The organism is Staphylococcus sp. TCBT05 (genome assembly GCF_055179755.1).
Map to the genome: position 1 here is coordinate 573108 of NZ_JBUQDQ010000038.1, position 22965 is coordinate 596072.

A 22965-nucleotide genomic window follows, 5' to 3' on the forward strand; every position below is an offset into this window, starting at 1 on the left:
CTCCTACATAATCCTTTTGAATAATCGTTCTATTTCATAGTTTGAAAAATTAATAATAATCGGGCGTCCATGAGGACAAGTAAATGGATCTTCCGTTTCTCTAAGTTGGTTAACTAAATCTGCCATTTCATTATTTTTTAAGTAATGATTTGCTTTGATTGATTTTTTACAACTCATCATGATGGCTGCTTCTTCACGTATTTTTTTCACTGAAACTGTTTTATGCTCTAATACATATTCAATCATATCTTTTATAATTTCTTCTGCTTCTTCTGGTGGGAACCAAACAGGATAACTATCAACAATATAATCATGGCCTCCGAAAGGTTCAAGGTGGACGCCTACTTTCTCTAGTTCATCTTTATGTTGATCAATAATCATTAGTTCATCTTTTGAAAAATGGAAAGTTAATGGAATCAGTAAGTTTTGAACTTCATTTGTCACTTCTCCAATTTTATCTCTAAAGTATTCGTATTTAATACGTTCTTGTGCAGCATGTTGATCTATCATAAACATACCATTTTCATTTTGAGCAATAATATATGTCCCATGTACCTGACCAACAATTTCCATGTATGGAACACGACGGCTTGGTGTCTCACTAACACTCCCTTTTATATCCTGTTGTTCTTCAGCAGTTGTAGTACTTTCTCTATATGTTTGCTGTTCTGTGTCTGAATAATCAACAGCTTTCTCCTCATCTGTATTATCCATTGCATTGAGCACATCTCTTTGACTTCGAATATAATCTGAATCTACGATATCTTCAGCATGATTATAACTGTCATACTGAGCATAACCTGATTGATACTGTTGCTGTCCAATCATTGAATCATTATTGTGCGTAGAATATAAATCATCTTTTGTTATTGCTTGCTCACCATGTTCAATATTTGCTGTACTCTGTTGATCTACAATTGATTCGTCTGGGTGTGATTGGGTGTATTTTTCATTGCCACTGACATTCGTAGTAGACTTTGGATCGTTTGTAAGATGGCGCTGTTGTCTTTGTTCAAAATCCATTTTTTGTTGTTCAAACTGACTTAATACCTTATTTTTTTTAGTGAATTTCGTCATATCGTTTTTCGGTATTAAAATGCGATCCTTAAATGCCTCTTGTATCTTTTCAACAATGAGTGCATACAATTGATCCTCTTTAGATAATCTTACCTCTAATTTTGTCGGATGCACGTTAACATCAACTAAAATAGGATCCATTTCAATGTTAATGTAACAGATAGGATAACGGCCAATTGTTAAAAGCGTGTGATATCCTTCTACAATTGCTTTATTTAATAAAAAATTCTTTATATACCTTCCGTTTATAAAAATGGAAATATAGTGTTTATTACTTCTAGAATGTTCTGGTTTAGCTACAAATCCTTCAATATGATAATCACTCGTATCCCCGGTAATTTGAACCAAATCTTTGGCAACTTTCATACCATATATTTCAGCCATGACTTCATTTGTTCTTCCAGAACCATTGGTTTTAATAATCGTCTTGCCGTCTGATACTAATGAAATTCTAATATCAGGGTGACTCATTGCCATTCTATTAACAATATCAGTAATTTTACCTAGCTCTGTATATAAACTTTTAATATATTTTAAACGTGCCGGCGTATTATAGAAAAGTGATTCAACTAAAATATCAGTACCTCGTTTTGCTTTTGCAGGTTTCTGTTCTAAGATGGCTCCATTTTCAACATAAATTTCCTGACCTTCTGCATTATCAGTACATGATTTTAATGTTACTTTCGCAACAGAGGATATACTCGCTAATGCCTCACCTCTAAATCCTAATGTACGTATATGGAATAAATCTTCATCGTCGTCTAATTTACTCGTAGCATGACGATGAAATACTAAATCGAAATCATCTGCCTCAATACCAGTACCATTGTCTACTACTCGAATTGAAGCGACTCCAGATTGCTCAACTTCAATATTGATTTCAGTCGCTTGGGCATCGATTGCATTTTCAAGTAATTCCTTTACAACAGAACCTGGTCGTTCTACCACTTCTCCGGCTGCAATTTTATTTGCTAACGATGTCTGTAATTCCTTAATTTTACCCATTTGACTTCACCTCTACTTTAACTGTTTTTGTAATTCACTTAGTTTAACTAAAGCGTCAATAGGCGTCATATTTGATAAGTTTAGTGCTTTTATCTCTTGTTCAATCTCACTTTGTTCAACTGGTGCATCAAATAGTTCAAATGCCGCCTGTTCAAATTGTTGTGTGGCATCAGCTTTATTATCTCTCGCTATGTCATCCTCTGGGTGTTGATTCGACACATTTGTTTCGAAAATAGCGTGAGATTGATCTGATGACACAGTTTCTTCCATTGAATCTTGATTTGTCGCATCATCTGCGCTATGTGAAGATTCATCTAACACTTCCACCTTATTCACTACAACTTGGTTATCGTGCAGTTGGTCACTTTTTTCAAATGCATCTAAAATAACTTGCGCCCTAGAAATTACTGCATCTGGTAGATTAGCCAATTTAGCAACTTGAATACCATAACTATCGTCTACAGCACCTTCTTTTACTTTATGTAAGAAGATTAACTCACCTTTATATTCATTGGCAGCTACATGCACATTTTTCAAACAAGGTAAAGTTTGATCAAGCGCAGTTAATTCATGATAATGCGTCGAGAATAATGTTTTTGCATGTGAGGTATTTGCCACATATTCAATCATTGCTTGTGCTAATGCTAAACCATCATAAGTTGATGTCCCACGACCAATTTCATCAAAAATAATTAAACTATCTGCTGTTGCATGAGCTAAAGCTTTTTGTGCTTCTAACATTTCTACCATAAAGGTACTTTTCCCAGAAACCAAATCATCTGCTGCACCAATTCGAGTAAATATTTGGTCGAAAATAGGTAGTACAGCTTGATCACAAGGTACATAAGCACCCATTTGTGCCATTATACTTATAATTGCTACTTGTCGCATATAGGTCGATTTACCGGACATATTTGGCCCAGTAATTAAATATATATACGCCGCTTCATTTAATTCACAATCATTTGGTACATAATCATTATAATCCATAACACGTTCCACAACTGGATGACGTGAATTTGTTAATTCAAGCGTCTTATCTTTACTAAAGTGCGGTCGAGTATAGTTATATTTTTGGGCAATTTCTGCAAAGCTTTGGAGACAATCAATTTCTGAAATGATTTTAGCTTGACGTTGTAATCTTTCAGTATAACGTTTCACTTGTTCTCTTAATTGCACAAATAATTGATACTCTAATTCAATTGCTTTATCTTCTGCCCCTAGAATAATATCTTCTTTTTCTTTCAATTCGTCAGTAATAAAACGCTCTGCATTAGATAATGTTTGTTTGCGTTGATAGCCGAAAGCATTAGGATCAAAACCTTGTAAATTGGCACGTGTAATTTCTATGAAATAACCAAAAACTTTATTGAAACTTATTTTTAATGATTTAATTCCAGTACGTTGTCTTTCTTTAGTTTGTAATTCAGCTAACCATGTTTTTCCATTTTTTGACGCTGATTGATAACTATCTAAATCTTGATTAAAACCTGCTTTAAATAACCCACCATCTTTGATAGAAATAGGTGGTTCTTCTACAAGACTATCTTCGAGTAATGCCAGTAATTCATCTAGTGGTTCTAAAGCTTGGAATTGTGTGGCTAAGTTATCATTTAAACCAGTTATTAATGTTTTGATATTAGGTATTTCAGAAATAGAATGTTTGAGTTGAATTAAATCACGTGCATTGACATTACCATAGCTCACGCGGCCTACTAATCGTTCTATATCATAGACTTGATTCAAATAATTTCTGAGTGTATCACGTTCGATAAAATGATTGATAAATTGTTCAACGATATTCAATCTATTTTCAATGTTTTGTTGATGAATTAAAGGTCTATCTATCCATTGCTTTAATCTTCGTGCTCCCATTGGCGTCTTTGTTTCATCCATTAACCATAGTAACGTTCCTTTTTTGGATTTCAATCTAATGCTTTCTGTTAACTCAAGGTTTCTTTTAGCATAAAAATCCATTTTCATAAAATCTACGGCTTCATACTTAATGACTGTCTCAATATGGGATAAATCTCTTTTTTGTGTATGGTGAATATAGTCTAGCAATAACTGTGTAGCATTAAACAAATGTCGTTCTGTCATTTCATTAACAGCATACTGTGCATCAGAAATTGCTTCTCTTAATGTAATTGTTTCCGTCGTCAAGCTGATTTGGCGACGTAATTCTGGATCCAGTTTTTGATTTACTACAATCTCATTAGGATTAATAGTCGTAATTTCATTGATTAATGTTGCTTCGTCTTCAAAGTGTGTAACTTTTAGTTCCCCAGTTGAAACATCACAATAGCTTAATGCATAGATGCCTTCTAATTTAATAAAGCTCAAAATATAATTATTTTGCTTTTCATCTACCCCGCCTTGATCCATAACCGTACCGGGCGTCACGATGCGTACTACATCACGATGAACCATGCCCTTTGTCTGCTTAGGATCTTCCATTTGTTCACAAATAGCGACTTTATAACCATTATTTATTAAAGTTTCGATATAACCATCAGCAGAATGATATGGTACACCACACATTGGAATCGGATTCTCTTTTTTAGCATCGCGTTTAGTTAATGTTATTTCTAATACTCTAGACGCTTCTTTTGCGTCTTCAAAGAACATTTCATAGAAATCGCCTAATCTAAAAAATAATAAACAATCTTGATATTCAGATTTTATTTTTAAATATTGTTGCATCATTGGCGTTTGGTTCGTCATATTGTTACTTCACTATCCTTCTACAAATTCTTTTGTTTGTTCATTTTATCGTTATACGCATAAAACACTTCACATTGTTCAACTATAGAACTAAATATGAATGTCAGTACAATTGCGTTTACTCACTTGTGGACAATAGCTATATACGATTTTTAGCTATATTCCTAACGTACTTTATTTATCCTTTTAACTCTTAAATTTTAACATAACTTTTATTACTACGCTCATTTAATAAAAAATGGTTGCATCCACATAATTATGAAATTTTAAATTATGGCTTTCCAGCTATGAAATATAAAAAAGATTGAGATAAAATAACTTTTATGCCCACTTCAAGCGTCCAAAAATACAGATACTTAAAGTGAAAAACACAGTTATTTTAAATCTCAATCTTAGTTAATCTTTATTGAAAAATTTCTTTAATATCCCTTTTTTCTTTAAAATCATTAAAATGATATAACTGATAATTGCACCAATTATACTAGATACTAAAAACATAAGCATCAATGGTTTAACTGCAAAATCAGCAAATCCTAAAATAGCTGCTAGTGGAATACACATTACACTACCAATGATTCCAGTACCAATTACTTCACCCACCGCAGCCATAAAGATATGTTTACGATAATGATAAAAGGCACTAGCAAGCAATACACCAACCATACTTCCAGGAAAGGCAAAGAAACTACCTGTACCAAAAATAATGCGAATTACTGATGAAATAAAGGCTTGTGCTAAACCAAACCATGGTCCTACTAATACTGCACATAACACGTTTACTAAATGTTGTATTGGCGCTGCCTTTACTGGTCCCAAAGGAATGACAATAATACTACTTAATACGACATTGAGCGCAATTAATATAGCAGTTAACGTCAATTTTTGTGTCTTCATTCATCGCTCCCCTTTCCTGAAAAATACAATTACGTATTGTTATTATCTTCATTATGTTCATTTAGTCGATCTGACATTGTACTGATTAACATTTGTAGTAAATCATTCGCCTCTGCTTGAGACTCTTTAAATTCTTCAACAATTGGTAAAATGTTAATATTTTGTTCAATTTCTTGAATCTTTCCTTCAGATTGTTTCAATGCTTCCGTCTTTCCATAATTTTGTAAATTGACAGATTGTTTTTGATTCTTTTTTAAATCTTTCATTTTCTGTTCAATTTGTTTATTATTATGAATTTGTTGTTCTACACGATGATATTCCTTTACGATATCTAAGTCTTTAATATGCTCACTTATTCTATCAGCTTCAGCTAAAATTTCATCTTTATTATACATTAAGGTGTCACCACAGCTTTTCCACTTTCACGAATAAATGTACCATTCAATGAATACTGCTTCGCTTCATCGATTTGAACTTCAACTATTTTACCTATCATGTCCTTTGGCGCTTTAAAGTTAACTAATTTATTCTTAGCAGTATAACCTGCTAATACAGTATCATCCTTTTTACTTGCACCTTCGCACAATACCTCTACTGTTTGGCCTTCATATGGTTTCATTGCCGCTTCAGAATACTGTGATACTTTCTGATTTAAACGTTGTAGTCTATCTTTCTTTACATCCATCGGTACATTATCTTGCATTTTAGCAGCTGGTGTACCATCCCTTTGTGAATAAATATAAGTATACGCGTGCTCAAATTCAACTTCATCATATAAGGTTAATGTTTCTTCAAATTGAGCTTCTGTTTCGTTTGGATAACCCACGATAATATCTGTAGTTAATGCTACATTTGGTATCTGTGTTTTAATTCTATCGACTAAATCTAAATAACTTTCACGTGTGTATTTACGTCCCATTATTTTCAACACTGCATTATTTCCTGATTGCACTGGTAAATGAATATGTGGCACGATGTTACCACCATTTGCAATAACTTCAATCATACGATCTGTAAAATCCCACGGATGACTCGTAGTAAATCTTACTCGTGGAATATCAATACGTGAAATATCCTCTAGTAAATCCCCTAATCCATATTCTAAGCTATCAATGTCCTTACCATATGAGTTAACATTCTGACCTAGTAGAGTGATTTCTTGATAACCTTCTCGTGCAAGACCACGTACTTCTTCGATAATATCTTCGGGTCTTCTACTACGCTCTTTACCTCGCGTAAATGGCACGATACAATATGTACAAAATTTATCACAGCCATACATGATATTAACCCATGCCTTAATATTACCTTCACGTACTTTCGGTAGATTTTCAATGACATCGCCTTCTTTAGACCATACTTCTACTACCATTGCTTTCGATAAATATGCTTCCTCTAATATTTCAGGTAAGCGATGAATATTATGTGTACCAAAAATCATATCTACATTTTGATATGACTTCAATATTTTATTCACTACTGATTCTTCTTGTGACATACAGCCACAAACACCAATTACCGTTTCAGGCTTTTCCTTTTTCAAATGCTTTAAGTTTCCAATTTCGCTAAACACTCTGTTTTCAGCATTTTCACGAATGGCACAAGTATTTATTAAAATCACATCTGCTTTATTAATATCTTCGATTGGTTTATAACCCAATGCCTCTAAAATACCCGCCATCACTTCTGTATCATGTGCATTCATTTGGCAACCATATGTTTTAATCAAGAATGTCTTTCCTTGACCCATATTGCGATATTTTTCATCTATTTGAAAGTCTCTATTATAATTAATTTCTTCTTTCCCACGTTTACGTGCCTCTTTTAAACTTGGCGGCTGATATACATGCTCGAAATACTTACTATAGTCTTTAGCTTTTTTATCACGTTCAGCTAAAATATCTATCGAAGTACTTTTTCTTTGTTCTTCATTCACTTTACAAAATCCTCTCTATATCATATAAACTAAGAACAAAATTAAAATTAACCAACAATGCTACTCATTGCATTACCGTTCTAAGTTCAATATATAATCATCTCTTCATTATATTAAATTTAGCACTAAAGTGCAAAATGCCGTTTAAGATAACAAACCGATCCAACAACATTAAGTTGAACCGGCAAAGCACTATAATTCATCATATTTACCAGTTAAAGTTTCAATCGTTATACCTTCTGGAACATGATAAAATTTAACCTGACAAATGGTGCTAGGTACTTCTAATTCGACCATACGTTCATTTAACTTTTGTATTAAAATGAGGCACTCATTCATCTCGCCTTGTACTGTTGTTTCTAAAGGTCCTACACGATATGCTAACCCAGAATCATCAATCACTTTAATCGCTTCATCAACATATGGAATCACGTCTTCACCGTTTGGTGTCTTTGGAATAATTTGAACGCTCATTAATGTATCATGCATATCTATCACTAGCCCTTCATTCGGAATATCAATTCATTTCATTTTAACAAATTATTCATCAAATAAATAGTAATCGTTAGCTTTTTCAACTGACATATTCACAGTATACATTTGAATGATGGTACTTAACTTACTTTACAACGTGTCAACGCGTTATGTATTGCTTCCGAGAATTGATACATCAAATCATCCCAATTATTTTTATCTTCACGAGCTGATAAAGTGAATTTACGATTTTTAAACAGGCTTTTTCTCAATGCAACTGTCAATTCAAGTTGCACGCCTGCCTCCCGCTTACAACAGTTAACAAAGTTATCTCTATGAAATCCAGATATATGACTTGGTGCATCTTTCACTATAATATTAATGTCTGCTAATTCATTTTTGATGGATGCAATTAATTCTAGGTCACGTCCACCAATATAAACTTCTGACTTATCGCCCATGCAACCATGTATTGAAACTGCAAATTGACTATCCTCAATCATTTGATGTAATTTTGGTTCGTCAAAGTGACGCGAAGTTACATGTAATTCATGGTTTTTGTTTTTTCTAACACCTTTAAATGTGTAATATTTATAATCACCTAAATCACTTAGGCAATCAGCCAATTCTGATGTACCACGTTCGATTGCCCCTCCATGCACTGCAGTTATAATAACTGGTTTTGTTGCCTCTCTTGTTACGATATCCCAATCATCACCTTGCTTAGTTTTGGTTAATAATTCTCCCATAGTCCTATATTTATCTACCATCATATACTCCTTATTTTAATTTCCATATTTATTAAAAAAAGCTGATATAACACAGTATCTTTGACACTTGAATTATATCAGCTATAAAAATATTTAAAAGTCCTTCGATTACACAAATTGTTTCGTTAATTCATTAAATTGAGTTTCATCCAAATGAATATCTTGTTTTGCTAATGCTTCATTAGACATTTCATCAATTTGAGACTCAAATGATGGCGTATCTGTGTCTTGATAGACAATACCCTTAACTAGTGAATTGTATTCTAGCACCTTTTGTGTTGCCATTGTTTTATCTGTAAAATCATATCCATCTATGTCTGCGATATCAGTTAAGTTTTCCTTAAACCAATCATATGTGTTCACTTTATTATAAGTTACGCATGGTGAGAAAACATTCACAAATGAAAAGCCATCATGATTTATTGCATCTTCAATCATTTTCGTCAGAGCTTTAATATCACTAGAGAAACCTTGGGCAACAAATGTAGCTCCAGATGACAAAGCAAGTTCTAATGGTGCTACATTTTGTTCTATATTCCCTTTTGGTGTTGATTTCGTGACAAAGCCTTGCGCTGAAGATGGCGATGTTTGGCCTTTAGTCAGACCATAAATTTGATTATCCATTACAATATATGTCATATTCATATTTCTACGTAAGGCATGTATTGTGTGTCCCATACCGATGGCGTAACCGTCTCCATCACCACCTGAAGCGATAACTGTTAAATCTTTATTAGCCATTTTAACACCTTGTGCAAGCGGTAAGGCTCTACCATGAATTCCATGCACACCATAGGAATTTATGTAGCCTGATAAGCGTCCAGAACAACCTATACCAGTGATAATAGCTACTTCTTCAGGCTCCAAGCCTACATTAGCTGCTGCCTTTTGAATAGCAGCTTGAACAGAGAAATCTCCACATCCCGGACACCAATTGGGTTTAACATTATTTCTGAAATCTTTAAATGTTGCCACTTACACCAACTCCTTTAACTCTTCGGCAATTTCTAATCCTTTTTGTTCTATTTCTTTAGGTAAAAATGGCGTGCCATCATATTTAGTCTGATTAATTAATTTATCACCTAAATTTACATTCATTTTTATAATATTTGCTAGTTGGCCTTGGTAATTATGTTCAACTACTACAACTTTCGACACTTTATCTATTTCTTGCTGTAGTGTTTCTTTAGGGAATGGATGTAATTGTCTAATTTGAACATGATTCACTTTTACACCTTGTTCTTCTAGTCTATCCTTACCTTCTTGAATGGCACCTTTAGTTGAGATAAATCCAATATATAATATATCTGCAGTATCATGAACAACATCCGCTTCAACGGGCTCATTAATTAATAAATGTTCAACTTTGCGCATACGCTTATCCATTTGTTGATTACGATTATCTGCTGCTTCACTTGGCTTACCTTCTTCATTGTGTTCAACACCAGTCACATGATGTATACCACCTTTAACTCCTGGTAACGGTCTTGGTGATACGCCTGATTCCGTAAGTGCATAACGCTTGAAATAAGATTTGTCATCTTCTTCTCTTTCAATATCAGACTGGACAATTGCGCCACGTTTAATCTCAATGCGATTATAGTCCAATTGATCGACAGTTTGTTTACCTAAAGATAATTGTAAATCACTTAATACAATAACTGGACATTGGTACATCTCGGCTAAATTAAAGGCCTCCATAGTTAGGTAAAATGCATCTTCAGCATCTGTAGGTGCTACAACAATCTTAGGTATATCGCCATGTGTACCATAAATCATCTGCATTAAGTCTGATTGCTCTTGCTTCGTTGGCAAACCAGTTGAAGGTCCTCCACGTTGTGTATTAATCACAACAAATGGCGTTTCTGTCATTCCAGAAAGACCAATTGCTTCCATCATCAACGACAGTCCAGGTCCAGCACTTGCCGTAAATGCACGTACTCCCGCATAGTTTGAACCGATAGCCATATTTGCTGCTGCAATCTCATCCTCTGTTTGTACTACAGTTCCGCCTACTTTTGGTAAATTCTCAATCATATACTCCATAATTTCAGAAGCAGGTGTGATTGGATATGCAGCCATAAATCTAGAACCAGCTGATAATGCGCCTAAACCTATTGCATCATTACCAATCATATATAAATGAGGATTATGGTTTGTAGGTTCTAATACAAAGTCTCCAGTGATATGTTCAAGTTGTTCGCTCATCAATCGATAGCCTTCTTTTAAGGCTTCGATATTCATTTCAACTACTTTTTCACCTTTTTTCGTAAACATGTTCGTGATTAAACTCTCGAAATCACTTAATTCTAAATCCATAACTGCACACGTTGCACCTATCGCAACCATATTTTTCATTAGAGCCGTACCTAATTCCTTTGCAGTTGCAGTTAATGGTAAATCTATCATCTCAGCTTTGCAGTCTTCAGGCTTTTGTGGTTTCGCCTTACTATCAGCGATAATGACACTATCAGATCTCATCTCATGATGATTTAATTCAATCGTTTCTTGATCAAATGCAACTAATATATCTAGATCGTCACTAATTGCATGTACAGGTGTTGTTGATACTCTTATTTTATTATTTGTGTGGCCGCCTTTAATTCTACTTGAAAAATGACGATAGCCATATAAGTAGTATCCTTTACGGTTCATAGCAGTAGCGAAGATTTCCCCAGTCGATTCTATACCTTCACCTTGTTGACCGCCCACTTTCCATGATACTTGTGATTTCATATCATCTTGCCTCCTAGTGGTATTAATAATTCATCTTTCATCATATCAAAATGAACCACCCTTTTACTATGTAAAGAGTGGAACATTTTAAAAATCATACTAATGGACGATAGCTTAAAAAGGGTGATCATCATTAATTAATACGCGTTCAATATGTGTCGTTTTACCTTCTTTATTTAAGTCGATAATAACACCAGACAACACACTTCTACCTTCATCAGGTACAACATGTCGTTGTGGCAGACTCGTTAAAAATCGATTAATCACTTCAGCACGATTAATTCCTAAAATGCCATCATAATACCCTGTCATTCCAACATCGGTAATGTATCCTGTACCTCCAGGCAAAATTCTCTCGTCAGAAGTCTGTATATGTGTATGTGTACCAACAACTGCACTTGCTCTGTTATCTAAATACCAGCCCATAGCATTTTTCTCAGATGTTGTTTCTGCATGAAAATCTACAAAGATATAATCTGTTTCTTGTTTCGCTTGTGCAATTAATTCATCTGCTTTGGTAAACGGATCATCAATATCTTGCATAAATGCACGACCTTGTAAGTTAATTATTGCTAATTTCAACTCATTTATTTGAATGAATCGCATACCGACACCAGGTGCTGCATCCGGGAAGTTAGCTGGGCGTACCATGCGCTTAGCATCATCTATAAAATCATAAATTTGTCTTTGACCATAGGTGTGATTACCCATTGTCATGAAATCTACGCCTTCTCTTAATAGTTCTTTATAAATTTTCTCGGTTAAACCTTTTCCGTGTGCAGCATTTTCTGCATTCACTATTGTAACCGTTGGGCGATGTGTTTGCTTTAACTTCGGTAAATATGTTTTAATAGCATCTCTTCCTACCTTACCAACAATATCCCCAATAAAAAGTATTCTCATTAACAGTTCATCCTCTCTTACTGATAGTTTAATGTAATTTTTTTATTATGAAAAGTGAATGTGAAAAATATATTCAATTTTCTAAGTTTTAAAGTGATATGACGTGGTAAATAATGTACTGTAACATTAATTTAACTAGATATAGGAGTTGTAATTTATAAATGTCAATAAATATTGATCCACAAAAATTTGCTGACTTAGTAGTTACAGCAAATCCATCAAAAAGTGACAATCCAGAAGATATCGCTAAAGACAGTTTAGAACTCTATGTAAATGCCTATCGATTAGCCGAAAGACATTCTAACATTTCAACAAACTGTTACGACACAGCTGAAGTTTTAAAAGAAATTAAAGCAGCAGATTTAGAATTAACTTAGTACTTATTAATTGCTAATTGAAGATAATTTATTTATATCCAAGCTATACTTCAACAATAAAAGCTATCCTCAAATATTTGAGGATAGCTTTTATTGTTTTCATAACTACTAACATTATAAAAAGTTAAAGCCTATCCAAAATCATGGATAGGCTTTAACTAAGTTCTAGAATTCATTAAATATCTAGAACGTTATTTTGCATATTCAATTGCTCTAGTCTCTCGAACAACTGTCACTTTTATATGACCAGGATATTGAAGTTCATCTTCAATTTGGTTTTTAATATCTCTTGCTAAGCGGTGTGATTTTAAGTCGTCGATAGTATCTGGCGATACAATAACTCGAATCTCTCTACCAGCTTGGATAGCAAATGCTTTTTCAACACCATCATAACTTTCTGATAATGTTTCAAGTCTTTCTAATCTTCTTATATAATTTTCTAATGTCTCTTTACGAGCTCCAGGTCTAGCGGCAGATAATGCATCCGCTGCTGCAACCAAAATAGAAATTATTGAAGTAGGTTCAACATCACCATGGTGGGAATGAATTGCATTAATAACTGTTTCACTTTCAGCATATTTCTTAGCTAATTCAACTCCTATTTCAACATGGCTACCTTCAACTTCATGGTCAATCGCTTTACCAACGTCATGAAGTAGACCAGCACGTTTAGCTAATGTAACATCTTCACCCAATTCTGCTGCTAGCATACCTGCTAAATGAGCAACTTCAACTGAATGTTTTAGTACATTTTGTCCATAGCTTGTACGATACTGTAAACGACCTAAGATTTTTACTAAATCTGGATGCATATTATGTACATTTATTTCAAATGTAGCTTGTTCCCCAGCATCTCTAATAATATCGTCTACTTCTTTTCGAGCTTTATCTACCATATCTTCAATTCTTCCAGGATGGATACGTCCATCTGAAACAAGATTTACTAATGCTGTTCTAGCAATTTCACGTCTAATTGGGTCAAAACCAGAAAGTATAACTGCCTCTGGCGTGTCATCTATAATTAAGTCAATACCAGTTAACGTTTCTAACGTTCTGATATTCCTTCCTTCACGACCAATGATTCGACCTTTCATTTCATCATTCGGTAAATTAACAACTGATACTGTTGACTCGGAAGTATGTTCCGCAGCTAAACGTTGAACAGTTGTTGCTAATAATTCTTTAGCATTTTTATCGACTGCTTCTTTTGCTTCTTTCTCTTTTTCCTTAACAAGTATTGCAATATCTTGTGACAATTCATCTTCTACTCTTTGAAGTTGTTCTTGTGCTGCTTCTTCTTGAGAGAGACCAGAGATGCGTTCTAATTCTTGTTCATGCTTATTTATTAACGTTTGAACACTACTCTCTTTTGCATCTACTTGTTGTTGTCTTTCTTCAAGTTTAGATTCTTTTTGCTCTAAAATCTCATCTTTTTTGTCTAATAGATCAGATTTTCGCTCTAAGTTTTCTTCTTTTTGAAGAAGTCGGGCTTCTTGCCTTTGAAGATCACCACGTCTTTCACGAAGTTCATTTTCACTTTGTTCTTTTAAGATTTGATTTTCTTCTTTAGCTTCAAGGAGCTTTTCCTTCTTGATATTATCTGCTTCTTTTTTACCTTGTTCGACAATATCTTCGGCAGTTTGTCTTGCTTGTAATTGCTTTTGATGCAATAAATTACGGGCTATAATATACCCTACAACAACTCCGAGAATAATACCTAGCAAAACGAGTAGGAGGCCTAATAAATTCACACAAACACCCCCTTTTTTCTAGGATTTTGCTCTGTATATCAAATTCAATATGATTATATGAAGTTATATAAGAATCATACAATGTAATTGTACGGTTTAAAGACAAGAAGTGTCAAGGTTTCCACCTACATAAATTCAATATTAGAGACCTCTCTTTTACACTTTATTTACTATAGGTGTTGATAACACACGATTCGCCTTATTTTATGGAAAATCAGAATAAAATTTTTCACATAAATTTAAATTATTATTTTACTACTTTCAGTATAATTAGTACCGTATTCAAACGTTAGACACTCAATTTGAAAGCTTTTTATAAAAATATCCCGAGATTAGATATCTGCTAATCTCGGGATATGACACGTGCTTTAAAAATATTTGCATGTATGCACTAAGTTCAACTTATTCATCTTCAAATAGTGAAGTTGGTTGTTCTTCTTCACTCTCTTCGACATCACCATCAAATATACCTAAAGTTTCACGTAACTTTTGATTGATTTCATTCTTAACTGCTGGATTTTCCATAAGGTAAGTCTTAACATTTTCTTTACCTTGCCCCATGCGTTCTCCATTATATGAATACCAAGCACCTGATTTATCAACGATTTCGTTCTCAACGCCTAAGTCGATTAATTCACCTTCTTTAGAAATACCTTTACCATACATAATATCAACTTCTGCAATTCTGAAAGGTGGTGCTACTTTGTTCTTAACAACTTTAATCTTAGTTCTATTACCAACAATTTCTTGACCTTGTTTCAATTGTTCTGCACGTCTAACTTCTAAACGAACTGAACTATAGAATTTCAGTGCTCTTCCACCAGGTGTAGTTTCAGGGTTACCAAACATAACGCCGACCTTTTCACGAATCTGGTTGATGAAAATTGCCGTCGTATTTGATTTAGAAATGGCACCTGACAATTTACGTAACGCTTGTGACATAAGTCGTGCTTGTAAACCGACATGCGTGTCACCCATTTCTCCTTCTATCTCTGCTTTAGGTGTTAAAGCGGCTACCGAATCGACAACTACAATATCTACTGCACCACTACGAACGAATGCTTCTGCAATTTCTAGCCCTTGTTCACCATGGTCCGGTTGTGATAAGTATAAATTTTGGATATCTACTCCTAATGCTTCAGCATACACTGGATCTAGCGCATGTTCTGCATCGATAAATGCAGCTACACCACCATTTTTTTGTACTTCAGCAATAGCATGCAATGCTACAGTAGTCTTACCAGAACTTTCTGGTCCATATATTTCTACAATTCTACCTTTAGGGTAACCACCTACTCCTAAAGCATTATCTAATGTGACTGAGCCACTTGAAACACTTGAAACTTTACGTGCTTTATTGTCACCAAGTTTCATTACTGCGCCTTTACCAAATGACTTCTCCATATTTTTAATTACTGTATCTAAAGCTTTTTGACGATCGTTATCCAATGCTGGACCTCCTAAATGAGTTTTGTCTCTGAAAATTATCTTACCCATACTATACATGTATTTTTATTTTAGTGCAAGCATTTTGCGAATATTTGTTCGCTAAAAATACTGTTCGTTTTGTCTAATATAGAACACACGTACTGTTCAAAAATAAAGATAAATATTGATTTATTGGGATTTTAAACGATTTAACAATCTAATTAATACATAATTTTGTGTTCGGTGTTTAAGTAAATTGCGTTGTTGTATCATTTTAAAATGTTGTACAGACAATTTGCCTTCCTTAAGAACGCCTAAATACACCGTATCTTTATTATATAGTAATGATATTGCAACTTCAGATTTATATAAATCCTTTACAATATTCGTTGAAATTGATAATTGTCTCTCAATATCCAAGTCATTACTTATAAATTGGTTATTATGTGGCAACATGCCTAATAAGCGATCTTCTTGGTCAAAATCTTTTAAACGAGAATATAAATCTCCATCAGTAACACCATCATATATCGCAAATGTACGTTCGATATTTTGCATCAATGCTTGTTCTAACTTAATATCGTCAGAACCATAATAGAAATCACCAATTCTCTTTAGAATCTCTGTTTTAATTGGATCAATCAAAGCTTTACAGTTTTCAACTGTTTCACCATTTGCAGTTAGTCTGATATTCACTTCATGAGTACCTGCTAAAGGTGCTATTGTAGGATTTGTTTGATTATCGATTAAATCTAATAATTCTGTTTCAACTTTAGATTCACCGATACCAGCGAAACGCAGTAATTCTGAGAAGATAATTTGTTCGCCATCTAATAAATATGGCAATAGTTCATTTTTAGCCATAGGTTGCATTTCTTTTGGTGGCCCAGGGAGTAGAATCACTTTCTTATCCTTATGTCTAACTAACATACCTGGCGCCATGCCAAATTTATTTTCTAACACTTCTGCCCCTTCTATTACAAGTGCTTGTTGACGATTATTAGGCGTCATTTCAACGTTTTGCTTGATAAAATACTGTTCAATATCTTCTAAAGCAGCACTATCTGTTACTAATTCACGACCAAGCACCTCCGCAACTGTATGCTTTGTCAAATCATCCTTTGTAGGACCTAAACCACCAGTTAGAATCACTGCATCATTGTTGTCTAGTGCTGTATTGAATACACGTTTTAAACGTTCCGGGTTATCACCAATAACTGCATGTTCCACCACACTGTGACCAATCCCATTTAATAATTGTGATAGATATTGACCATTGGTATTAGCAATTTGTCCTAATAATAATTCAGAACCCACTGCGATTATTGATATATTCAAGAAAACTCCTCCTTCATACAAGCTACACTATATTTAACATAGTTAAATTATAAAACGAAGTACAAGCAAAAACGAAATATTTCGTTTTTAATTGATAAAAAAGTATGGTTAGTCTTTTCAAATCAAAAAAAGTCAGATGATTTATCTGACTTTAGTAACTTTTAAATGCTTTCGACAGCATTTCGACATTATTTAGCTTTAAACACATCTCTACCTTTATAGAAATATTCAATTCCAGATAAGATTGTAAAGAATACACCGATATATAATAATGTTTGACCTAGTGAAAAACCAATCCAATTTGCAAGTGGATCGCCTAATAATATCCAAACAATTGCTACCATTGTAACGGCCGTTTTGATTTTTCCTAATTGTCCAGCAGCACTGACAAATCCTTGCTCAATTTGCAATAATCTTAAACCTGTGACTGCAAATTCACGTGCAATGATGATAATTGCTACAACCGAGTTTGTTAAATCAATTTGTACCAATGCTATTAATGCGCTCGACACTAGTAATTTATCTGCTAATGGGTCTAGAAATTTACCCATATTGGTAACTAACTCCCACTTTCTAGCAAGATAACCATCTACAAAGTCACTCAACGATGCAATGATAAAAATAACACCACTAATCAATAATTCAATTCTAATATCATTTCCACCGATAAAAGAAACTTTACCAAAACCAAAATCTGCTAATGCAAATACCATAAACACTGGAATTAGTATAACTCTAAAAACGGTTATCCAATTCGGTATATTCATATAAAATGCCTCATTTCTATTTATAACTTAAATTCATCTACAAGAATAATACTGCTAATACCCACAGTATAGCTGTAACAATAACTATAAAACTAACGACTACAGCAAGTTGTAGTGGTTCTTTATCTTTACTTCTATATGTTGGTTTATGCTCACCTGAAAAAGCCGCAATGACTTGATCCAAATCATAATCCGCATTGGGAATTTCTTCTTTGTGTGCTTCAATAAGTTGATCCGAATCGATATTCACTGCCTTAGCATACTTTATAATAAAGCCTTCAGCATAGTTTTGATTTTTCAGTGAAGCAAAATCATTATTTTCAATCAATGTCAGTGTTTTTCTTTTAATTTGTGTACGAGACTCTAATTCATTTAATGTCATACCTAAACGCTCTCGGCGACCTTTTAAAGTTTGACCTATTGAATTCAAAGTTGTAAAGCCTCCTTTAATAAAATGTAATTAATTTGATTATTCAAAAAAGCCAAAACCGCCACCAAAACCATCATCGCTAAAGTCTAAATTGTTTTTACTTTTAACTGTTTGTTTTTTCATTTCTTCATAATGGATTTCTTGATTTTTATTTTCTCTTAATTCAATAATATAATCAAAATCTTTCATTTCGTAATCACTTGTTTCAACAAATAAATCTGGATGCTCAACTACCTTAATAGCCGGCAAACTCATTACTTCCTTCACAAGATCCTGGTGCTTTTGACTTGATTCACGTGCTGTAACTGCACCGTCAATAATATAGACATGGTCTGAGTCATATTCACCTTTAATCAACGAACTTCTCACAGTTTGCTTGATTAAAGTAGAACTGATAAACAACCATCTTTTATGTGCACAGACACTTGCTGCAACGATAGATTCTGTCTTTCCTACCCTTGGCATACCCCTTATACCAATTAATTTATGACCATCTTCTTTAAATAATTCAGCCATAAAATCGACAAGTAACCCTAAGTCTTCACGTTCAAAACGAAATGTCTTCTTGTCATCGGCATCTTGCTCTATGTATCTACCATGACGGACAGCTAAACGATCACGCAGTTCTGGCTTTCTCAATTTAGTAATCGAAATATCATCAATTTCCATTACAATGTTTTCAAAGCGATTTACCTTTTCTAAACTATCAGTCTTGATAAGTAAACCACGTCTACTTTCTTCAATACCGTTAATAGTGACAATACTAATCCCCATCATACCAAGTAAACTTGAAATATCACCTAATAATCCAGCACGGTTCATTGTTATCTCATATTCTAAATACCATTCTTTTCTAGTAGCGACTGCCATGAAATAAACACCCCTTCGTTTCAAAACAACAGTTATTATTTATAATAGCTTTGATAAAAATAAACGTCTAGTAAAAACAATAAATTAAAATTTATTATAAATATAGAGCTATTCATTTGTTACTTTATCATTTATTGTAATCACATTATAGCACTGAATGTACATGAGTTGGATTGTTTTTTCAACAGTATTTAAATTTATAAATACCAAGCTCCATTAACTTTTTGAACAGTACCCGTGATGCTCTTGGCATAAGGATGACAAAGATAACTACATGTATGCGCAATTTCTTGAGGGTCAATCAAACGCTGTTGTGGCAATGATTCAACCATTTCTGTTAATGTATCATCATCAAATACTTGTGTCATGCGCCCACTGACAAAGCCAGGTGCAATCGCATTAACTGTAACAGTGCTTAAGGCCAATTCTTGACTCAGCGCTTTAACAAAACCGATTTGTCCAGCTTTCATTGCGGAATAAACCGATTCTAAACTCGCACCAGTTTCACCCCAAATGGATGAGACTACAACAATGCGACCGTTTATACTTTGTCTCAATTGATCAATAAAGTATCGACAAATACGCATGAGTTGACGAAGATGTAACGTATAACTTTCATCAATCATCGCATCTGTCATATCTTGTAACATACCGTATAAAGCTTGCCCACTGGTGTATATCAAACAGTCTAAATTTTGAACAAAATAAAAATATTCATCTAAATTGTCTACTTTACTTAAATCACATTGTACAAATTGTACTGCTTGTCCTTGATAGTGCTCTTGTAATGATGATAAATCAGCTTGATTGTAGTGAACAATAACTTCATAGCCATCAGACAATAGGCGTTCAGTAATCGCTGTACCAATTGACCCAGAGCCACCAATCACTAATGCTTTCATGTATTATTTCATCTCCAGTCGACTGTCGACCATCTGTTCTAGATTCAGACAAGTCTTCGCTGTTTCATTCACACTTTCCAAAGTAATACTTTCTACTATGTCTAATAAATCAAATAGACTGACACCTTCAAAGTGAAGTTTTGTATATTGATTTGCTATATACTCTGGAGAATTTAATCCTGAAATAAATTCTCCTATAAATTGTTTCTTCAATAATTCAAATGCATCATTATCCTCAATATTACCTAACTTATGCTCTAATTCGGTAAGTAATAATGCTTTTAATTCATCTGGTTTTTGTGTTGCACTTGTCACGATAGAGAAACTGTATGTAGGTTCAAGTACAAATTGATATCCAAATGTCTCGTCAATTAAATCTTGATTGAGTAACGTTTGATAAAAATCTGTCTCTTCACCGAATACCATCTCGAAAAAGAGTGTCATTTCAAGGTCACGACGTACGTATGTCTCTGATGGTTCATTCTGTGGAACCTTATTTTTAAATCCAAGCATTAGTCGTGGTGATTGTAATTTCATTGTCTCAGTTACAACCGATTCACTTACTTTCTCTTGTTCAATCAGAGGATCTCTCACTATTTCAGGTTGATACTCTTTATCTCTCATATCCTCATGTTCAGCTACGACACGATAAATATGCTCAGGATCTACATCTCCAACAACGAATAGCACCATATTTGACGGATGATAAAATGTTTCATAGCAAAGATATAAATCATCTTTAGTAATTTGATAAATACTTTCAACACTACCTGCAATATCGACACGAATTGGATGTGTTTGATACATTGCTTTTAGCGTGTTAAACATTAATTTATATCCTGGCTGTTCTTGATACATTTTAATTTCTTCAGCAATAATGCCTTTTTCCTTATCAACAGTTTCCTTTGTAAAGTAAGGTGTCTCTACCATAGTCAATAATCGTTTAATATTGCGATCCACGTTATCAGTCGCACTAAACAAGTAACTTGTACGGTCGAAACTCGTAAAGGCATTAACTTGTGCATTATCTTCTGCAAATGCAGTAAACAAATCTTCTTCTTCATTTTCAAATAATTTATGTTCTAAAAAGTGCGCCACACCGTCTGGTACTGTTACATATGTATCACTGCCATGAGGCTTAAACTTATTATCTAACGATCCAAATTGAGTAGTATATGTGACAAAGGTCTTTTGGAATCCTGCTTTTGGAATAATAAATACCTTCAAACCATTTTCTAATTCTGCTTCAAAGACCCGCTCATCTATTTGATCATAGTATGTTTCCTTCACGATTCACTACCTCCTTTCGTCAATATATATATCGTATCGAGCACTGTTGCTTGTGCAACCTTGATGACATCTTCTCTTGTAACATGCTCTATTCCTTCAATATACATATCTTCGGTTAAATCCTCATTTAATAAAATATTATTATTTAAAATCTCAATAATACTCTTTGCTCTATCTTGTGACTCTTGTCTTTGTGAAACGATAACCTTTTTGGCTAATGCCAATTTACTATCATCAAATTGACCTGCTTGGATTTTATTAAATTCTTCAATAATGGTATCTTTTGCAACTTCATATTTATCACTCGAAACACCACTTAATACAAACATATATCCATTTTTACCATCAATTTGAGAATGAATCGAATACGCTAAACTTTGTTTTTCACGGACTTCATTGAAAAGTACTGAAGAAGGGTCGCCTCCAAACATAATGTTAAATACAACCACTGCAAAATAATCTGCTTCTCCATATACTGTTGGCAGTTTAAAGCCCATATTTAACTTAGCTTGGTCTACGTCATCTTCTTCAAGGATTGTCTGAGGCAACTCATGATTCGTTAACATTGGTGTCACAGTAGTAAGTTCAAATGGTACTGTTTGAATATTAAAATATGTGTCTATTTGAGATTTTACTGTTGTTTCATCCACATTACCGACTACATAAACGGCACAAAAGTCGTCAGATAACATAGATTGATATGTATGGTATAAGGTTTCCGGTGTTATGTTGTTAATATATGAAACTTGACCAGTTGCAAGATGTCTGTATGGGTGATCTCCAAACATATGCTTTAATAAATTTAAAAATGATATCTGTGATTTATTATCGACCATAGCTTCTAATTTCTTGGCTAATAATGTTTTTTCTTGTGCTACAAAGTTCTCATTGAACTGATTGTCATTTACGAGAGGATTCCAAACAATTTCCTTTAGTAGTTGTAATCCCTTTTCAAAAAGAGGTGTTTGATCCTTTAAGTAACGTTCATTTACGAGTTCTAAAGATATGGTAATTACATGTTTATCTTTAAATTTTGTAACGAAACTATTAACATATGCACCATATAAATTAGACAAATGACGATTAAAGTCTTTATCCGTCGGCCATTTTTTAGTTGCTCTCACTAATAATTTACTTAGTACTGACCTTGCTGTCATGGTTTCATTATCTAGTGGTGCCATAAACTTTAACGTAATGGTGGTTGTCTTAAATTTAGACGTTGGCATTACTTTGATATGTAAATCATTTTGTCGTGTGTTTTTATTCAAATTGTCATGCCTCACTTTCATAATT

Annotated in this window: 20 protein-coding genes; 1 reads left to right on the plus strand and 19 read right to left on the minus strand. The window is 33.7% G+C overall.

What is annotated here, in order from left to right; genetic code table 11:
• Window positions 1-3: 3 nt before the first annotated feature.
• The 10 genes from mutL to ACY191_RS09915 form a co-directional block, all read right to left on the minus strand.
• Window positions 4-2082: a DNA mismatch repair endonuclease MutL gene (gene mutL / locus ACY191_RS09870; protein WP_232165205.1), complete on the minus strand. Its 2079-nt coding sequence runs from the start codon at window positions 2080-2082 to the stop codon at window positions 4-6.
• A gap of 12 nt (window positions 2083-2094) precedes the next feature.
• A complete protein-coding gene (mutS, locus tag ACY191_RS09875; protein ID WP_229367157.1) occupies window positions 2095-4806 on the minus strand; it encodes a DNA mismatch repair protein MutS in 2712 nt (903 codons plus the stop codon).
• Window positions 4807-5202: 396 nt separating this feature from the next.
• The gene (gene thiW / locus ACY191_RS09880) at window positions 5203-5700 is read right to left on the minus strand and encodes an energy coupling factor transporter S component ThiW (protein ID WP_042738815.1); all 498 of its coding nucleotides are present in this window, start codon (window positions 5698-5700) and stop codon (window positions 5203-5205) included.
• Between the two features lie 29 nt (window positions 5701-5729).
• Window positions 5730-6095, minus strand: a complete 366-nt coding sequence (locus ACY191_RS09885; RefSeq protein WP_042738816.1) for a YlbF/YmcA family competence regulator — start codon at window positions 6093-6095, stop codon at window positions 5730-5732.
• Window positions 6095-7636, minus strand: a complete 1542-nt coding sequence (gene miaB, locus ACY191_RS09890) for a tRNA (N6-isopentenyl adenosine(37)-C2)-methylthiotransferase MiaB (protein ID WP_229367156.1) — start codon at window positions 7634-7636, stop codon at window positions 6095-6097. Before miaB ends, ACY191_RS09885 begins: the two co-directional genes overlap by 1 nt.
• Window positions 7637-7828: 192 nt before the next feature.
• A complete protein-coding gene (locus ACY191_RS09895) occupies window positions 7829-8125 on the minus strand; it encodes a thiamine-binding protein (protein WP_042738818.1) in 297 nt (98 codons plus the stop codon).
• A gap of 125 nt (window positions 8126-8250) precedes the next feature.
• On the minus strand, window positions 8251-8880 hold the full coding sequence (locus ACY191_RS09900; RefSeq protein WP_107512784.1) for a poly-gamma-glutamate hydrolase family protein: 630 nt from the start codon (window positions 8878-8880) through the stop codon (window positions 8251-8253).
• A 108-nt stretch (window positions 8881-8988) separates the two neighbouring features.
• Window positions 8989-9855: a 2-oxoacid:ferredoxin oxidoreductase subunit beta gene (locus ACY191_RS09905; RefSeq protein WP_042738820.1), complete on the minus strand. Its 867-nt coding sequence runs from the start codon at window positions 9853-9855 to the stop codon at window positions 8989-8991.
• A complete protein-coding gene (locus ACY191_RS09910; protein ID WP_042738821.1) occupies window positions 9856-11616 on the minus strand; it encodes a 2-oxoacid:acceptor oxidoreductase subunit alpha in 1761 nt (586 codons plus the stop codon).
• Window positions 11617-11730: 114 nt separating this feature from the next.
• Window positions 11731-12519, minus strand: coding sequence for a TIGR00282 family metallophosphoesterase (locus tag ACY191_RS09915; protein ID WP_042738822.1), 789 nt, complete (start codon window positions 12517-12519; stop codon window positions 11731-11733).
• 161 nt (window positions 12520-12680) lie between these two features.
• Between ACY191_RS09915 and ACY191_RS09920 the strand changes: the two genes are divergently transcribed.
• Window positions 12681-12896, plus strand: a complete 216-nt coding sequence (locus ACY191_RS09920) for a hypothetical protein (RefSeq protein WP_042738823.1) — start codon at window positions 12681-12683, stop codon at window positions 12894-12896.
• A gap of 191 nt (window positions 12897-13087) precedes the next feature.
• Here the strand turns inward: ACY191_RS09920 and rny are convergent, their stop codons facing one another.
• The 9 genes from rny to yfmF form a co-directional block, all read right to left on the minus strand.
• Window positions 13088-14647 carry a ribonuclease Y gene (gene rny / locus ACY191_RS09925; protein ID WP_107512619.1) on the minus strand — a complete coding sequence of 520 codons (1560 nt, stop codon included), beginning with the start codon at window positions 14645-14647 and terminating at the stop codon, window positions 13088-13090.
• 402 nt (window positions 14648-15049) lie between these two features.
• Window positions 15050-16096 carry a recombinase RecA gene (gene recA / locus ACY191_RS09930; protein WP_042738825.1) on the minus strand — a complete coding sequence of 349 codons (1047 nt, stop codon included), beginning with the start codon at window positions 16094-16096 and terminating at the stop codon, window positions 15050-15052.
• A gap of 168 nt (window positions 16097-16264) precedes the next feature.
• Complete coding sequence (locus tag ACY191_RS09935) at window positions 16265-17413, minus strand: CinA family nicotinamide mononucleotide deamidase-related protein (protein ID WP_229367155.1); 1149 nt, start codon at window positions 17411-17413, stop codon at window positions 16265-16267.
• 188 nt (window positions 17414-17601) lie between these two features.
• The gene (gene pgsA, locus ACY191_RS09940; protein WP_042738827.1) at window positions 17602-18180 is read right to left on the minus strand and encodes a CDP-diacylglycerol--glycerol-3-phosphate 3-phosphatidyltransferase; all 579 of its coding nucleotides are present in this window, start codon (window positions 18178-18180) and stop codon (window positions 17602-17604) included.
• Between the two features lie 37 nt (window positions 18181-18217).
• Entirely contained in the window at window positions 18218-18610 is a 393-nt protein-coding gene (locus ACY191_RS09945) for a helix-turn-helix domain-containing protein (protein WP_042738828.1), read from the minus strand.
• Between the two features lie 39 nt (window positions 18611-18649).
• Entirely contained in the window at window positions 18650-19480 is an 831-nt protein-coding gene (locus tag ACY191_RS09950; RefSeq protein WP_042738829.1) for a DUF3388 domain-containing protein, read from the minus strand.
• A 197-nt stretch (window positions 19481-19677) separates the two neighbouring features.
• Window positions 19678-20382, minus strand: a complete 705-nt coding sequence (ymfI, locus tag ACY191_RS09955; RefSeq protein ID WP_107527218.1) for an elongation factor P 5-aminopentanone reductase — start codon at window positions 20380-20382, stop codon at window positions 19678-19680.
• 3 nt (window positions 20383-20385) lie between these two features.
• A complete protein-coding gene (gene yfmH / locus ACY191_RS09960; protein WP_107512623.1) occupies window positions 20386-21672 on the minus strand; it encodes an EF-P 5-aminopentanol modification-associated protein YfmH in 1287 nt (428 codons plus the stop codon).
• Window positions 21669-22961: an EF-P 5-aminopentanol modification-associated protein YfmF gene (gene yfmF, locus ACY191_RS09965; RefSeq protein WP_107641901.1), complete on the minus strand. Its 1293-nt coding sequence runs from the start codon at window positions 22959-22961 to the stop codon at window positions 21669-21671. The genes yfmH and yfmF overlap by 4 nt, the downstream gene beginning before the upstream one ends.
• Between the last annotated feature and the right edge of the window lie 4 nt (window positions 22962-22965).

Bases quoted from the DNA above. Each gene is read 5' to 3' on its own strand.
- ACY191_RS09895 (WP_042738818.1), bottom strand. From the start codon at position 8,125: ATGCATGATACATTAATGAGCGTTCAAATTATTCCAAAGACACCAAAC.
- thiW (WP_042738815.1), bottom strand. From the start codon at position 5,700: ATGAAGACACAAAAATTGACGTTAACTGCTATATTAATTGCGCTCAAT.
- ACY191_RS09910 (WP_042738821.1), bottom strand. From the start codon at position 11,616: ATGAAATCACAAGTATCATGGAAAGTGGGCGGTCAACAAGGTGAAGGT.
- ACY191_RS09920 (WP_042738823.1), top strand. From the start codon at position 12,681: ATGTCAATAAATATTGATCCACAAAAATTTGCTGACTTAGTAGTTACA.
- ymfI (WP_107527218.1), bottom strand. From the start codon at position 20,382: ATGAAAGCATTAGTGATTGGTGGCTCTGGGTCAATTGGTACAGCGATT.
- mutL (WP_232165205.1), bottom strand. From the start codon at position 2,082: ATGGGTAAAATTAAGGAATTACAGACATCGTTAGCAAATAAAATTGCA.
- ACY191_RS09885 (WP_042738816.1), bottom strand. From the start codon at position 6,095: ATGTATAATAAAGATGAAATTTTAGCTGAAGCTGATAGAATAAGTGAG.
- ACY191_RS09915 (WP_042738822.1), bottom strand. From the start codon at position 12,519: ATGAGAATACTTTTTATTGGGGATATTGTTGGTAAGGTAGGAAGAGAT.
- pgsA (WP_042738827.1), bottom strand. From the start codon at position 18,180: ATGAATATACCGAATTGGATAACCGTTTTTAGAGTTATACTAATTCCA.
- ACY191_RS09950 (WP_042738829.1), bottom strand. From the start codon at position 19,480: ATGGCAGTCGCTACTAGAAAAGAATGGTATTTAGAATATGAGATAACA.
- mutS (WP_229367157.1), bottom strand. From the start codon at position 4,806: ATGACGAACCAAACGCCAATGATGCAACAATATTTAAAAATAAAATCT.
- yfmF (WP_107641901.1), bottom strand. From the start codon at position 22,961: ATGAAAGTGAGGCATGACAATTTGAATAAAAACACACGACAAAATGAT.
- ACY191_RS09900 (WP_107512784.1), bottom strand. From the start codon at position 8,880: ATGGTAGATAAATATAGGACTATGGGAGAATTATTAACCAAAACTAAG.